Origin of the sequence: Sphaerisporangium sp. TRM90804 (assembly GCF_029846175.1) — a bacterium.
Classification (GTDB): domain Bacteria; phylum Actinomycetota; class Actinomycetes; order Streptosporangiales; family Streptosporangiaceae; genus Sphaerisporangium.
The window spans coordinates 15909-29758 of record NZ_JARWAC010000006.1; the positions used below are offsets into that span (position 1 = coordinate 15909).

At 74.7% G+C, this 13850-nt stretch carries 14 protein-coding genes; 4 read left to right on the forward strand and 10 right to left on the reverse strand.

Translation table 11 applies throughout. The annotated features are described in order from the left end of the window. The first annotated feature begins 38 nt into the window (after positions 1 to 38). The 3 genes from PYR91_RS06825 to PYR91_RS06835 are packed head-to-tail and all read left to right on the forward strand — an operon-like array spanning position 39 to position 3261. On the forward strand, positions 39 to 1259 hold the full coding sequence (locus tag PYR91_RS06825; RefSeq protein ID WP_279778295.1) for an FAD-binding oxidoreductase: 1221 nt from the start codon (positions 39 to 41) through the stop codon (positions 1257 to 1259). Next, positions 1259 to 2527 carry a heterodisulfide reductase-related iron-sulfur binding cluster gene (locus PYR91_RS06830; RefSeq protein ID WP_279778297.1) on the forward strand — a complete coding sequence of 423 codons (1269 nt, stop codon included), beginning with the start codon at positions 1259 to 1261 and terminating at the stop codon, positions 2525 to 2527. Before PYR91_RS06825 ends, PYR91_RS06830 begins: the two co-directional genes overlap by 1 nt. After that, positions 2524 to 3261, forward strand: coding sequence for an IclR family transcriptional regulator (locus PYR91_RS06835; protein ID WP_279778298.1), 738 nt, complete (start codon positions 2524 to 2526; stop codon positions 3259 to 3261). The genes PYR91_RS06830 and PYR91_RS06835 overlap by 4 nt, the downstream gene beginning before the upstream one ends. A gap of 28 nt (positions 3262 to 3289) precedes the next feature. On the opposite strand, the gene PYR91_RS06840 is transcribed toward PYR91_RS06835, so the two are convergent. Together PYR91_RS06840 and PYR91_RS06845 are read right to left on the reverse strand one after the other, a co-directional pair. After that, positions 3290 to 4078, reverse strand: coding sequence for a VOC family protein (locus tag PYR91_RS06840; RefSeq protein ID WP_279778300.1), 789 nt, complete (start codon positions 4076 to 4078; stop codon positions 3290 to 3292). Positions 4079 to 4149: 71 nt separating this feature from the next. Continuing rightward, positions 4150 to 5100 (reverse strand): SPFH domain-containing protein, encoded by a 951-nt coding sequence (locus PYR91_RS06845; protein ID WP_279778302.1) that lies wholly within the window; start codon positions 5098 to 5100, stop codon positions 4150 to 4152. Between PYR91_RS06845 and PYR91_RS36380 the strand changes: the two genes are divergently transcribed. Continuing rightward, a complete protein-coding gene (locus PYR91_RS36380) occupies positions 5099 to 5392 on the forward strand; it encodes a PepSY domain-containing protein (RefSeq protein WP_347942919.1) in 294 nt (97 codons plus the stop codon). The two genes, PYR91_RS06845 and PYR91_RS36380, sit on opposite strands and share 2 nt — an antisense overlap. A 28-nt stretch (positions 5393 to 5420) precedes the next feature. Here the strand turns inward: PYR91_RS36380 and PYR91_RS06855 are convergent, their stop codons facing one another. The 8 genes from PYR91_RS06855 to PYR91_RS06890 all read right to left on the reverse strand — a co-directional run bounded on the left by PYR91_RS06855 (position 5421) and on the right by PYR91_RS06890 (position 13610). Further along, the gene (locus PYR91_RS06855; protein ID WP_279778305.1) at positions 5421 to 6158 is read right to left on the reverse strand and encodes an HNH endonuclease family protein; all 738 of its coding nucleotides are present in this window, start codon (positions 6156 to 6158) and stop codon (positions 5421 to 5423) included. A gap of 211 nt (positions 6159 to 6369) precedes the next feature. Further along, the gene (locus tag PYR91_RS06860; RefSeq protein WP_279778306.1) at positions 6370 to 6732 is read right to left on the reverse strand and encodes a phosphomannose isomerase type II C-terminal cupin domain; all 363 of its coding nucleotides are present in this window, start codon (positions 6730 to 6732) and stop codon (positions 6370 to 6372) included. Positions 6733 to 6827: 95 nt separating this feature from the next. After that, positions 6828 to 9116 (reverse strand): tetratricopeptide repeat protein, encoded by a 2289-nt coding sequence (locus tag PYR91_RS06865; protein ID WP_279778307.1) that lies wholly within the window; start codon positions 9114 to 9116, stop codon positions 6828 to 6830. 111 nt (positions 9117 to 9227) lie between these two features. Further along, positions 9228 to 10076, reverse strand: coding sequence for a diaminopimelate epimerase (gene dapF / locus PYR91_RS06870; protein ID WP_279778308.1), 849 nt, complete (start codon positions 10074 to 10076; stop codon positions 9228 to 9230). 11 nt (positions 10077 to 10087) lie between these two features. Further along, complete coding sequence (miaA, locus tag PYR91_RS06875; protein WP_347942920.1) at positions 10088 to 11005, reverse strand: tRNA (adenosine(37)-N6)-dimethylallyltransferase MiaA; 918 nt, start codon at positions 11003 to 11005, stop codon at positions 10088 to 10090. Beyond that, positions 11002 to 11544 (reverse strand): methylated-DNA--[protein]-cysteine S-methyltransferase, encoded by a 543-nt coding sequence (locus PYR91_RS06880; protein WP_279778309.1) that lies wholly within the window; start codon positions 11542 to 11544, stop codon positions 11002 to 11004. The genes miaA and PYR91_RS06880 overlap by 4 nt, the downstream gene beginning before the upstream one ends. 80 nt (positions 11545 to 11624) lie before the next feature. After that, entirely contained in the window at positions 11625 to 12347 is a 723-nt protein-coding gene (locus tag PYR91_RS06885; protein ID WP_279778310.1) for a hypothetical protein, read from the reverse strand. 99 nt (positions 12348 to 12446) lie between these two features. After that, positions 12447 to 13610, reverse strand: a complete 1164-nt coding sequence (locus PYR91_RS06890) for a CAP domain-containing protein (protein ID WP_279778312.1) — start codon at positions 13608 to 13610, stop codon at positions 12447 to 12449. Between the last annotated feature and the right edge of the window lie 240 nt (positions 13611 to 13850).

A 13850-nucleotide genomic window follows, 5' to 3' on the forward strand; every position in this document is an offset into this window, starting at 1 on the left:
CCCGCCCACGCCCCCGCGCCGCTCCCGGGCGGGCCGAGGTGAACGCCGGCGAGGCGCTGGCCGCGAGCGGCGTGACGGTCCGCGCGGCCGGGCCCGGCGACGCCGTCGCCGGCGCGTCGCCCCGCTGGGTCGCCCTGCCCGCCACCACCGCCGAGGTCGCGGCCGTCATGGGCGCCGCCGCCGAGCACGGCCTGGCCGTCGTCCCGGTGGGCGGCGGCACCAAGCTCGGCTGGGGCGACCCTCCCGAACGCTGCGACCTTCTGCTGGACACCCGCCGCCTGAACCGGGTGCTGGAGCACGCGGCGGGCGACCTCGTCGTGCGGGCGCAGGCCGGCGTGACCATGCGGGCCCTCGCCGGGACGCTCGGCACGGCGGGGCAGGAACTCGCCCTCGACGTGCCGCACGAGGGGGCCACCGTCGGCGGAACCCTCGCCGCCGCCACGGCGGGCCCGCGCCGGCTGCGGTACGGCACCGCCCGCGACCTGCTGATCGGCGTCACCGTGGTGCTGGCCGACGGCACGACGGCGCGGTCGGGCGGCAAGGTCGTCAAGAACGTCGCCGGCTACGACCTGGGCAAGCTGTTCACCGGCTCGCTCGGCACGCTGGGCGTCGTCGCCGAGGCGACGTTCCGCCTGCACCCGCTGCCCGCCGCCCGCGCCTGGATCACCGCCGACGCCGACGCCGGCACGATCGGCGCGGTCGCGGCCCTGGCGGGCTCCCAGCTCGAACCCAGCGCCCTGGAGGCCGACCTGCCCGGGGCCGGCGCACCGGGCACGGTGGCCGCGTTGTTCGAGGGCGCGGCGGCCGACGAGCGGGCCAAGGCCGCCGCCGAGCTGGTGGGCGCCGGAGCGCCCGCCGCCGAGCCGCCCGCGTGGTGGGGACGGCTGCCGGGCGAGGAGTTCCTGCTCGAACTGCGCGTGCTCCCCGCGGCCGTCCCCGGCGCGTTGGAGGCCGTCGCGCGGGCGGCCGAGGCGGCCGATCTCCGTCCACGTCTTCGCGGGTCGGTGGCCTCGGCCGTCCTGCACCTGGCGCTGCCCGCGGACACCCCCGCCCGGGCCGCCGAGGCCTTCGTCCCGGCCCTGCGGGCGGCTCTGGCCGCCCACGGCGGCAGACTGGTGGTGTGGACGGCGCCGCGCGAGGTCGCCGCGCGCCTGGACCGCTGGGGGCCCGCCGGGGCCGCCACGCTGATGGGCCGGGTCAAGGAGCGCTTCGACCCCGGCGGCCGGATGTCGCCGGGACGGCTGAGGAGCGGACGGTGATGGACCCCGAGCTGATCAGGGACTGCGTGCACTGCGGGTTCTGCCTGCCCGCCTGCCCCACGTACGCGCTGTGGGGCGAGGAGATGGACTCGCCGCGCGGCCGGATCCACCTGATGAAGCAGCACGTCGAGGGCACGGCGCTGACGCCGGAGATGGCCGGGCACTTCGACGCCTGCCTGGGCTGCATGGCCTGCGTCCCCGCCTGCCCGTCCGGCGTGCGTTACGACAGGCTGATCGAGCAGACCCGGGCCGAGGTCGAGCGGTCCCACCCGCGCTCCCCCGCCGACCGGGCGTTCCGGGCCGCGGTCTTCAGCATGTTCCCCTATCCGCGCCGGCTGCGGGCGATGCGCCTGCCGCTGCGGCTCGGCCGGCGCCTCGGGCCGCGCCTGCAGCCCCTGCTGGAGCGGCTCGACCCTCGCCTGGCCGCCCTGGTGGCGCTCGCCCCCCCGGCCCCCCGCCGCGTGCGGCTGCCGGGCCGGGTGGCGGCGCGCGGGCGGCGGCGGGCCACCGTCGGCGTGCTCACCGGCTGCGTGCAGGGGGAGTTCTTCCCCGGCGTGAACGCCGCCACCGTCAGGGTGCTCGCGCTGGAGGGGTGCGACGTCGTGATCCCGCCCGCGCAGGGGTGCTGCGGGGCCCTTTCCGTGCACTCGGGGCGCCCGCAGGAGGCGGCGCGGTTCGCCCGCCGGACGATCGAGACCTTCGAACGCGCGGGCGTCGACACCGTCGTGGTGAACGCGGCCGGGTGCGGGTCGAGCACCAAGGAGTACGCCGACCTGCTCTCCGGCGACCCGGCGTGGGCGGGCCGGGCGCGGGCCCTGCGCTTCGCCGACCTCGCCGAGTACCTGGCCGAGCTGGGCCCCGCGGCCGAGCGCCGCCCTTTGCCGATCACCGTCGCCTACCACGACGCCTGCCACCTGGCCCACGCGCAGGGCGTGCGCGCGCAGCCGCGGACGCTGCTCGCCGGCATACCCGGCCTGCGCCTCCGGGAGATCCCGGAGGGCGCGATGTGCTGCGGCTCGGCGGGCACCTACAACCTGTTCCAGCCGGTGGCCGCGCGCGAGCTCGGCGACCGCAAGGCCGCGCAGGTGCTGACCGTCGCCGCCGACCTGCTGGTGTCGGCCAACCCTGGCTGCACGATGCAGATCGCCTCCGCGGCGCGGCGGCGGGGTGAGCGGATCGCGGTCGCCCACACGGCCGAGGTCCTGGACGCCTCCCTGCGCGGCCTGCCCCCCTCGGCGCTGCTCGCGCCGGGCCGGAGCACGCCGTGAGCACCGTGCAGAGCGTCGACCGGGCGCTCGACGTGCTGGAGGCGCTGGCCGACCAGGGCGGGGAGGCCGGCCTGTCGGAGATCGCCGCGCGGACCGGGCTGCCGTACGGGACGATCCACCGGCTGCTGCGGGCCCTGCTCCTGCGCGGGTACGTGCGCCAGGAGTCCGACCGCCGCTACGCCCTGGGCAGCGCGCTGGTGCGGCTCGGCGGGGCGGCCGAGCGCATGGTCGGGGTGTGGGCGCAGCCCTACCTGGAGAAGATGGTCGCGCTGTCCGGCGAGACCGCCAACCTCGCCGTGCTGGAGGGCGACTTCGTGGTGTACGTCGCGCAGGCGGCCTCCCCGCGGCGGCTGAGGATGTTCGCCGAGGTGGGGCGCAGGGTGATGCCGCACAGCACGGCGGTGGGCAAGGTGCTGCTCGCCGAGCGGCCGGACGCGGCGGCCGTCCTGGCCCGCACCGGGCTGCCGCGCCGCACCGAGCACACGATCACCTCGGTCGACGCCATGCTGGCCGAGCTGGAGGTCGTCCGGCGGCAGGGATACGCGGCCGACCTGGGCGAGGAGGAGCTGGGCGTGCACTGCCTCGCCGTCCCGGTGCGCGACGGCGGGCGCGTGGTGTCGGCCATGTCGGTCTCCGGGCCGACCGCCCGCATCGAGGCGCTCGACCTCGGACGGCTGGCGGACGGCATGCGCGGCATCGCCGCCGAGTTCGGCGCCGAGATGTCGCCTCCCTGACCGCCGCCGCGGCGCCGGGCGAGGGGGGTCAAGGAACGGCGGCGTTGCCGTTGTCGTGCTGGCAGAGGGCGAAGCGGGCACCGCCCGGGTCGGCCGCCAGCGCGACGAGGCCGTGCGGCATCTCGTAGGCGTTGATCAGCACCGAGCCGCCCTCCCGCTCGATGACGGCCTGGCTCTTCCCGATGGTGTCGACGGTGAAGTAGTTCACCCATCGGGGCGCGAACCCGTCCTGCTCGTACGGGATGCGCAGCCGCCCGCAGGCCGTCTCCCCCCGCACCTTCCACAGGACGTAGTCGTAGTCGACGCCGTCGCCGGTCTGCTCGCACTCGTACCCGAACAGCGACTGGTAGAAGTCGTCGGCGGCGCCCGGGTTCTGGACGTGCAGCTCGTTCCAGCACAGCGTGCCGGGTGTCCCCTTCGGCGGCGGCCGCACCCGGGAGCTCGGCTGCAGGAGCCCGAAGGGCGCCCCCTCGCGGTCGTGGACCACCGCCATCCGCCCGAGGGGCATCTGGGTCGGCAGCACGAGCGGTTCGCCGGAGTTGGCCTGGACCCGCACCAGAGAGGCCTCGACCTCCGAGGTGGCCATGAAGATCGTCCACGACGGCTTCGGGACGTCCAGGCCGGGGGGAGGGGGCGCCATGCCCGCGACCGGGCTGCCGTCCAGCAGGCACAGCGTGGAGTTCCACACCCGCGGGCCGAGGTGCTCGTACGTCCAGCCGAAGAGGCGCCCGTAGAACCGCGTCACGGACGCGGGTTCCGGTGTGGTGAGCTCCGGCCAGCAGGGGAAGCCGTCCAGGTAGCCGGCGTTATAGGCCATGACCCCTCCTAGCTGGACGGATACCCCCATATCCTCATGGTTTCATCAACCGCCACGGGCCCCGCGGCGGGTCAGCGGGTCTGCGGGGTGATGTTCACCGACCCGTTCTGCGGGACCGGAACGACCTGCACCCTGCCGTCCTGCACCGCCTTCCACAGGATCGCGCCCTGGGGGCCGAGCACCTCGACCAGGTCCTTGATCGACTCCAGCTCGGTCTTCACCTTGGTGTTGATCTGCTGCTGCGCCAGGTTCTGCTGCTTGGCGGCCTGCTCGGCGGCCAGGGCGTCGATCAGGCTCCGCGGCGGCTCGGGCTTCTGGATCGTCAGCACCACGTCGCCGCAGTCGCCGACGCCGGCGAAGTTCGGCTGGCAGAAGTAGTCGGCGCCGGCCGTCTCCTTGATGAACTGCCGGGCGAGCTGGCCCACCCGCTGCTCCCACTGCTGCTTGGCGTTGGGGTCGTTGAACAGCTTCTTCCACTCGAACTCCTGCGAGGCGGCGTCCATCGCGCGGTCGAGCGGCTGCTTGAAGTAGAAGTTCAGCATGCGCCGCCAGCCCGACGACGTACGCTCCTCGTCCTCCAGGTAGGCCCCGTACTTCAGCCCGATCTTCTCGTGGAACTGCCGCAGGGTCGTGCACGAGGTGTTCAGCGTGAACGTCGCCGAGCCCGCCACCTGGAGCTCGACGTTGTCCTTGGACACGATGCTGATCGGCTTGGACTCGGAGTCGTCGACTCCGGAGAAGTCGAAGGTGCGCTGCCCGAACGGGTAGGGGTAGGAGGTGTCGCCCGGGCCGAGGAACGTCGCGCCGCTGGAGGGGTTCACGCATTTGACGAACTTGATCGGCTCGAACGGCCCGCCCGCGTAGTGCAGTCTCACCTCGTCGGGAGCCGTGCTGATCTTGGTGGAGCAGCTCGCCACGATGCCGAGGAGCACGACGGCGATGACGCCGAGCAGCACCCCCCTGATCGCCAGCCGCCTGCCGCGTCCCCCTGGTGCCCCGTCGACGTCCTTGCGTGCGCTCATGATCGTCCCCGCCTTTACTCGCGCTTTACGGGCGACCCTAGAGCACCCCGGCGTCAGTCGTTCCGCACTTCGGGGACCGGCCGCCCGCCGGAGCGGCCGACCTCGGTCATCACCGACGTGCGGCGCTCAGAGGAAGGTGCCCGGCGCGCGGGTGACCAAGATCGAGCGCGAGTGGGAGCACGGCCACCGCGCCCGGAAGATCGAGCTGCACAAGGGGCACCGGGAGTACCGGGTCTACGTCTCCGCCCGCACCGGCAAGATCGTGAAGTTCCGCCAGAAGTACGACGACTGACGGGACGTGCCGGCCGCCGGGTGCGCGGCTACGCGCACTGGGCGAGCATCGCGTCCTTGTCGGCGGCCGTGACGGCCAGGTCGTACTTCAGCGCCACCTGGGCGAACCGCACGGCGTAGGAGCAGCGGACGCCCTTGGCGGGCGGCAGCCAGGACGCGGGCCCGGAGTCGCCCTTGGAGGAGTTGGTGGAGCCGTCGACCGGCATGAGGTTCAGCGGGTCGTTGGCGATGCGCACCCGCTTCTCCTTGCTCCACCGCGACGCGCCCATCTGCCAGTTGTACGACAGGGGCATGACGTGGTCGATCTGGACCTCGGCCGCGTCCTGCTTGGTCCACTCGATCGTCCTGCCGGTGTAGGGGTCGTCGAGCGTCATGGAGGTCAGGACGCACGACGACCCCGACCGGTACTTCAGCTTCTGGCCGTCGCGGGCCAGCACGTCGTTCCTCGTGTCGCAGCCGTTGCGCGCGAACGGCACGTCGACCGCGTTGTCGGCCCACGCGTACCCGAACTCGTCGCGGTCGTAGCCGGTCTTCGGGCCGCGCCCCTTGGTCGCCACCTTCTCGATCAGGTTGACGGCCGCAGTGCGGTCCTTGCCGGACTTGATGGGCGCGAGGCCGGGCTCGGTGCCCTTGGGGTTGTCCAGCGGGATGACGCCGGACGAGGAACCGCCGCCGTCCCCGGACCCGGACCCTCCGTCGCCCCCCGCGCTGGTGGCGTCGATCGGCCCGCATCCGGACAGCATGACGACCGCCGCGAAACCGGCCACGATCCCGCGAGCTCCGCGCAGGCGCACCGCCACCCCCAGGTAAAGGAGAAGTAATCCCGAGGTAGAGCATCTACCCGCGAAAACCCGCAATATCGCAAAAGCCCCCGGAAACCGCGCGCGGTTGATTCCGGGGGCGCCACGTTGCGCGGACGCCGTGAAAGCGTCCGCGCGTCCGGCCGGGACGCCCCGGCCGGACGGTCAGGCCGGACGGTCAGGCCCGGCCGTAGGCGTCGTCGAGGCGCTCGATGTCGTCCTCGTCGAAGTGGCCGAAGGCGACCTCGAGGATGCGGGTCGCCGGCCCGGAGGAGCTGAGGCGGTGGGTCTGGCCCGCCCGGATCAGCACGCGGTCGCCGACGGACGGCTCGATGCGCTCGCCGTCGATCTCGAACACCACCCCCGGGTCGAGCGCCACCCACAGCTCGTCGCGCAGCTTGTGCCGCTGCAGGCTCAGCCGCTGCCCCGCCGCCACTTCGATGATCTTGACGGTGGACGTCTCGTTGTGGGTGTACCGCTCGAAGTTGCCCCACGGGCGCTCGTCACGGATCACCGCGGCGAGCCGATCGCTCTCCAGCACACTGCCTCCAGCACCTGATGGTCGTTCCGGTGCGACTCTCCCACAAACCGGCCAAGCACGCGCAACGGGGACCAGGCCAGGAGGCGACGCCCGGGCTACAGGCCGTACTCCTTGGTGATGCGCTCGTGCCGCTCCACCTCGATGCCGGCGCTGCGCGCGAGGTCGAGCCAGGCCAGCGGATGCACCCACCGCTCGGTGGCGTCGTCCAGCAACGCGTCGACCTCGACGTCCTCGACGTCCGGCGGGACGGCGATCCAGCCGTAGACGCCCTGGAGCCGCTCGCCCGTTCCCGGGTGGGTGACGGTGTAGTTCTCGTCGCTGTACACCCACATGGGCCAGCCGCGCTCGGCCATCACCTCGTTGAACTCGGTCCAGTCGTCCTCGCTGGGGGCGACGCCGTCGAAGAACCAGCTGGTGTACCCGCCCGGGCGCAGCATCGACACGGCACCGAACGGGATGACGAAGTTCTCCTGCTCCTCGGCGCTCTCGGGGACCGGCTCCAGCGGGCGGGGGTCGATGACCACGATGTCGCCCGCGTTGTAGTCCATGCCGCGGGGCTGGGGGATGAGCAGGCGCGCCGTGGCGGGGCCCGTGCGCACGGCGAGCACCTCGCGGCGGCTGCCGTCGGAGGCGGGCAGGACCACCCTGACCAGGTGCCACTCCTCCTCGATCGGGCCCTCGGTGGTGGCCACCGGCATGCCCAGCGCCTCGGCGCCCTTGCGGACCAGCGGCCAGTCCTCGGAGGCGGTCGCCATGACGATCATGCGCCAGACGTCCTCCTCCTCGGCGACCCCCGACGCGACCAGGTCGCGCAGGATGGCCGCGCCCTTGGCGTTGTCGCCGGTCTGCTGCGCGGCGCCGGCCAGCAGGCGGCGCGCCTCCAGCGCGGTGACGCCCTCGGCGCCGGCGGCCAGGGACTTCTCGGCCTCGGCCTGCGTCTCGGCCCAGCGTTCGCGGGCGCGGTGCAGGCGGCCGAGCACGAGGTGCGCGGACGGCGCGGACAGCATGGCGGCGAAGCTCTCGACCCGCTCGTCCTGGCCGGCCTCGACCAGCACACCGGTGAGGTAGGCGATGTCCTCCTCCTCGGCGGAGGCGGGGTCGCCGTCGTCGACGACCTGCTTCCACAGGAAGTCGGCGCCGAGGTCGGCGTAGCCGAGGAAGGCGAGCGTCGTGGCGTGGCGGCGGGTGGCCTCCAGGTCGGTGCCCGACAGCGGCCAGAGCCAGCCCACCCACCGCTCGGGGTCGGCGTTGTGGCCGTCGGCGGCGTCGAAGTAGGCCACCAGCTCGTCCTGCGGGCCGGGGGCGGCAAGCGGCCGCGCGGCCTCGGCGGAGGCGCGCAGCGCGGCCACGCGCTCGGGCAGGTCGCCGGGACGGCGCAGCGCGCCCAGCCCGGACTCGGCGAGGTCGGCGAGGGCGCGGGCCTGCCAGATGCCCTGGCGCGCCACGGCCAGCTCGCCGGCGATCAGCGCCAGCTCGACCCGGCCGTGCTCGACGCCCATGGTCTCGAAGTAGGTCACCCACTGCCGCATGACGCGGCCGAGCTGCCAGGTGTTGGAGATCACCGACGTGAGCAGGCGGACGGCGCGCGCCCACTCGACCCAGTCGCGCGGATGCTCGCCGACGACGTCGAGGTCGGGAAGGGCGGCGAGCGCCTCGGCCGACCGGCCGGTCGTGGCCAGCACCAGGGCGCGCAGCACGCCCTCGCGGTGCTCCTTGGCCGCGGGGTCGTCGGCCGGGAAGTCCTTGGCGGCGTCGAGCTCGCTCAGCGCCTCCTCGGTGCGGCCCGCGGCGAGCAGCGCGCGCACCCCCATGGCCGCCAGCTCCCAGCTCACCTGCCCGTCGGCGCTCCTGCGACCCGCGACGGCCGACTGGTAGTAGGTGACGGCCTGCTCGACCTCACCGGCGTCGGACAGGGCCGACACGTACTGCGTGGCCAGGCCGTTGAACGCGGGAGACGCGTGCGGCACGTCGGCCATGGCCGCGCCCAGGGCGGCGAGCCGCTCGGCGGCGTACCCGGGGCCGTCGGTGTTGGCCTGGGTGACCGCCAGCGCCTCGACGGCCGCCGGGGCCGAGGGGCAGTCCTTGGTGTCCTCACGGCGGGAGAAGGCCAGCAGCGCCTCGGCGTCGCCCAGGGCGACCCTCCCCTGGGCCCGGTCGCCGATGCGGCCGGCCAGATGCCAGTGCCGGGCGAAGAACTCCAGCCAGGGCAGCTCCTGCGACTCGGCCTGCTGGGCCACCGCGGGCGCCATCACGTCGAGCTGGGCATAACGGCCCTCGAACGCCTGCGCGGGCAGATCACCCAGCGCTATCGCCAGCCCGGTGTTGCCGCCTTCGTGCAGTCGCCGCTGAGTGTCTGCGACCCATGCCCAGATGTCCACGTCCATGGCAGGTCAGTCTGCCAGTTCACGGGGCCTGCCCCAAACATGCGGGCGGTGCGGTGGGCGGCGCGGTGCCCGCGCCGGCCCGCGGGGCGCCGGCGCGGGGACGGGCGTGGATCAGAGGACGCCCGCGGCGACCTCGCCCGACGCGACCAGGACGGCCGGGCCCGACAGGTGGCTGGTGTGCTCCTCCAGGCCGACCGTGAGCAGGCCGCCGAGGACCTCGACCGACCAGGTGCCGGTGGTCTCGCCCGCCAGGCGCGCGGCCGCCACGGCCGCGGCCACCGCGCCCGTGCCGCACGCGCGCGTCTCGCCCGAGCCGCGCTCGTGGACGCGCATCACGACCCGGCGCTCCCCCACGGAGTTGAGCAGCTCGACGTTCACGCCGGTGGGGAACACCGCAGGGTCGAAACCGGGCTGGGAGGTGAGGTCGAGCCGGGCCACCGGCTCGCCGGTGACGCAGGCCAGGTGGGGGTTGCCCATGTTGACGACGACCCCGGTGTACTCGCCGCCGCCGACGCTCGCCCAGCTCTCGCCGAGGACCTCCGGCGCGCCCATGTCGACGGTGACGTCGCCCTCGGCCCCGAGGCGCACCCACCGCACCCCGGCGCGGGTGACGACGTCGAACTCGCCGGCGTCGGCGAGTCCCGCGTCGACCAGGTAGCGGGCGAAGACCCGCAGGCCGTTGCCGCACATCTCGGCGACGCCGCCGTCGGCGTTGCGGTAGTCCATGAACCACTCGGCCCCGCCGGGACGCGGGCGCCCCGAGCGGGCGGCCCGGTCGGCGATCGCGGTGGCCTCCTCGCTCAGTTTGGCGGGCAGCACACGCAGCACGCCGTCGGCGCCGATGCCGGCGCGGCGGTCGCAGAGCGCCGCCACCCGGGACGCGGGCAGTTCCAGGGTGCCGTCGAGATCGGGGAGGATGACGAAGTCGTTCTCGGTGCCGTGCCCCTTGACGAAACGCATGGCACGACAGTTTACGCCCCGACCAGCTCCAGTGCTCGTTCGAGCAGGTCGGGGGCGTCGAACGGCAGCCAGCGCACGCGGGGGTCGCGCCGGAACCACGATTCCTGGCGGCGGGCGAACCGCCGGGTCGCCCTGATGGTGTCCTCGCGGGCCTGCTCCTCGGTCCACTCCCCGGCCAGGAAACGCATGACCTGGGCGTATCCCAGGGCCCTGCCGGCCGTCCGCCCGCCGGCCAGGCCCCGGGCCGCCAGCCCCCGGACCTCTTCTACGAGCCCGGCCTCCCACATGCGGTGCACGCGCAGCTCGATGCGCTCGTCGAGCAGCGGGCGCGGCACCAGCAGCCCGATCTGGACGTTGTCGTAGACGGCGTCGTAGGAGGGCATCGTCGCCGAGAACGGGCGGCCGGACAGCTCGATCACCTCCAGAGCGCGCACGACGCGGCGGCCGTTGCCGGGCAGCACCGCCTCGGCCGCCACCGGGTCGAGCTCCTTGAGGCGCTGGTGGAGCGCGGCCGGGCCGAGCAACTCCAGCTCCGCCTCCAGCCGCTCGCGGACCGCCGGGTCGGTGCCGGGGAACTGGAGATCGTCCAGCACCGCGCGCACGTAGAGCCCGGAGCCGCCGACCAGGACGGGCACCGTGCCGGCGGACAGCAGGCCGTCGACGACGTCGCGGGCCATGCGCTGGTACTCGGCCACGCTCGCCGTCTCGGTGACGTCCCAGACGTCCAGCAGGTGGTGCGGCACGCCGTGCCGCTCGGCGAGGGACAGCTTGGCCGTGCCGATGTCCATGCCGCGGTAGAGCTGCATGGAGTCGGCGTTCAGCGCCTCGCCGCCGAGGCGGCGCGCCAGCTCCACCGCGAGGTCGGACTTGCCTGCGGCCGTCGCGCCCACCACGGCCACCACCGGCGGCCGCCCCGTCGCGGGTGTCACGGCAGCTCCCAGTCGAGCGTCGGGGGCAGGTAGCCCTCCAGGGTGAGCAGCCAGCGCTTGGACTCGACGCCGTCGCCGCCGCTGAACCCGCCGAGGCCGTCGCCGGCGACGACGCGGTGGCACGGCACGATGACCGGCACGGGGTTGCCGCCCATGATCGAGCCGATGGCGCGGGCCGGCAGCCCCGCGCCGCTTTCGGCGGCCAGGCCGCCGTAGGTGGTCACCCGGCCGTATCGCACCGTCTCGTACAGGGTGCCGAGCACCCGCCGCTGCGCCGGGGTGAACAGCCGCCAGTCGACCGGGACGGTGAACGCCCGCAGCCGCCCGGCGAAGTAGGCGGCGAGCTCCTCCTCGACCCGGCCGGCCCACGCGCCGGCGTCCGCGCCGGCCTCCCCGGCGCCCGCGCCGAGGCGGGCGAGCATCCGGCGCCGCGTGGCCGGGGCGTCCCGGAAGTCGGTCGCCGCCACGCCGTCCGGGGTCACCGCCGCCACGAACCGGCCGAGCGGCGTCAGCACGCTTCCGAAGGCGACGTCTACCATCCGATCATGTCCATCCACGAGCCGGTCGGGGGCCCGGCCGTCGCCGTGCCCATCCCCTCACCGTAACGACCCGCGCGGCCTCACGAGGCACCGCCGGGGTCCTGCCGCGTCCAGCGGGCCACCGGGTAGCCGACGCCGTAGGGCGCCTGGTGGTGGAGCAGCTGGCCCCGGAACGCCGGGGCGTCGGCCCCGCCCGCCGCGGCGGCGCCCGCCAGCACCTGGAACGCCGCCCGGCCGCCCACCCACAGCTCGTCCGCCTCGGCGGGGTCGAGCGCGGCCAGGGCCGGGACGTCCGCGGCGGCGAGCGCCGCCGTCAGCGCCGCGTCGTACGGGGCGGCGCGCGGGTGCAGGTAGCCCGGCGAGTGCGCGGCGAGCCGGGCCGAGCCGTCCCCCACGACCAGCAGCGCGACCCTCGGGGCGCGCCCGGCCAGCAAGGCGCCGAGCCGCAGGCACTCGCGCGTCGCAGCGTCGCACGGCACCGCCTCGTAGCCCGACGGGCACCCGGCCCCGGCGAGGTCGAGCAGCCAGCGGCCGACCGTCAGGGACAGCGGGAGCACGGGCGGCCCCTCCCCCACCCGCACGTCGGCGCCCCAGGGCGCGAACGTGCCGCCCGCGCCGGAGTCGTAGGACTCGGCGGTCTCGGCGCCGCCGACCACGAGCAGAGCGTCGGGCGCGGACCGGGTCAGGGAGCGCACGGCGCCGGCGCACGCCTCGCGCAGCCCGGCGAGCTCGGGCGCCGCCGCGCCGGCGAGCCGCGGCACGAGGAGCGGAGGGCAGGGGCAGACGGCCGCGGCGACGAGCACAAGATCAGGCTAGCCGGGCCGGGACGCGCTCCCGACCAGACGGGCACGGGCCCCGGAGCCGCGGCTCCGGGGCCCGTGACGATCGGGGCGGACCGGCGATCAGGTGCCGCCGAAGTCCTGCGTCCACCAGGGGCCGCCGTTGCCCGTGTGCACGCCGACGCCGATGGCCTTCAGCTTGCAGTTCATGATGTTGGCGCGGTGCCCGGGGCTCTTCAGCCAGGCGTCGACGACGGCCTTGGGCGTCGCCTGTCCGCGGGCGATGTTCTCGGCGAAGCTCGACGACTGGTAGCCGGCCGCCTTGATGCGGTCCCACGGGGAGCGGCCGTCGGCCGAGGTGTGGTCGAAGTAGCCCTTGGCGGCCATGTCGTCGGAGTGGCCGCGCGCGGCCTTGCGCAGCTTCTCGTCGATGCGCAGCGCCCCGCAGCCCTCCTCGGCCCGCGCGACGTTCGTCAGGCGCGCCACCTCGTCCTCCAGGGTGACCAGGTTGGAGGAGCCGCCGGTCGGGGCGGACGGCGCCTTGGTCGGGGTCTTCGTCGGCTTGGCCGAGGGCTTGGTGCTCGGCTTGGCGCTCGGGGACGCCGTCGGCCTGCGGGTCGGCTTGCGCGTCGGCTTACGCGTCGGCTTGGCCGACGGCTTCGCGCTCGGCGTGGCCGAGGGCGTGGCGGACGGCTCGGTCGTCGGGAAGTCCAGCGACCGGTCTCCGGTCGCGCGCCCGGGGTTCGCGGCGCCCGGCGGGACGTACCCGGCGGGCCCGTCGGGACGCGGCCCGGTGCCGCCGACGGCGTCGGTGCCGGAGTTCTGCTTGTTCTTGGTGCTCTCGGAGTCGCGGACGGGCGCCTCGGAGTCCCCCTGCGGGGAGTCGGGCTGGGCGGCCGTGCCGCCGGAGCCGCCCGTGCCGCCGCCGGAGATGTCGGACGCGCCGCCACCCCCCGCCGAGCCGGTGTCACCGGCCCCGGCGGCCTCCTCCTGGGAGGCGTCGTTCGGGTCCGACTCGGTCTCCTCCGCGGGAGCCTCCTCGGCGGGCTGCTCCTGCTGGTTCGCCTGCTGCTGCGTCGCCGTCTCCGGAGCGCCCGACTCGCCGCCCGTGAGCGCGATGACTCCACCGGCGGTCACGCCGGCCGCGAGCACCGCGGCGACCGCGCTGATCACCAGGGTCCGCCGGCCGGAGCCAGGCCGGGACGGCGGCTCGGAGGCCAGGTATTCGGTGGGGAGCGGGGCGGACTCTTCGTAGCGATTCGGCGACTGACGGTCGTGCCGACTCATGTAGGTAACTCCTGCGGCCTATCGGGGGAGAAAGCACACCGGCTTCCGCGAGTGGTCGTCACACTAGCCCCAGGAAGTCGATTACCGCACCTCAATCACGGAAGAATCACGACTTGTCATCCATTGGACCGATCTCATCTCGAATGGCGGCCGCCCTCGGCGGGGTGACCGTCGTCGCCCTCGCGGGCGGACTGTGGATCACCGTCGGAACCGCACCCCTCGCGGCGCGATCGCCTGCCG

Bases quoted from the DNA above. Each gene is read 5' to 3' on its own strand.
- PYR91_RS06830 (WP_279778297.1), top strand. From the start codon at position 1,259: ATGGACCCCGAGCTGATCAGGGACTGCGTGCACTGCGGGTTCTGCCTG.
- PYR91_RS06840 (WP_279778300.1), bottom strand. From the start codon at position 4,078: ATGGCCTATAACGCCGGCTACCTGGACGGCTTCCCCTGCTGGCCGGAG.
- PYR91_RS36380 (WP_347942919.1), top strand. From the start codon at position 5,099: ATGATCGTCCCCGCCTTTACTCGCGCTTTACGGGCGACCCTAGAGCAC.
- PYR91_RS06845 (WP_279778302.1), bottom strand. From the start codon at position 5,100: ATGAGCGCACGCAAGGACGTCGACGGGGCACCAGGGGGACGCGGCAGG.
- PYR91_RS06865 (WP_279778307.1), bottom strand. From the start codon at position 9,116: ATGGACGTGGACATCTGGGCATGGGTCGCAGACACTCAGCGGCGACTG.
- dapF (WP_279778308.1), bottom strand. From the start codon at position 10,076: ATGCGTTTCGTCAAGGGGCACGGCACCGAGAACGACTTCGTCATCCTC.
- PYR91_RS06880 (WP_279778309.1), bottom strand. From the start codon at position 11,544: ATGGTAGACGTCGCCTTCGGAAGCGTGCTGACGCCGCTCGGCCGGTTC.
- PYR91_RS06890 (WP_279778312.1), bottom strand. From the start codon at position 13,610: ATGAGTCGGCACGACCGTCAGTCGCCGAATCGCTACGAAGAGTCCGCC.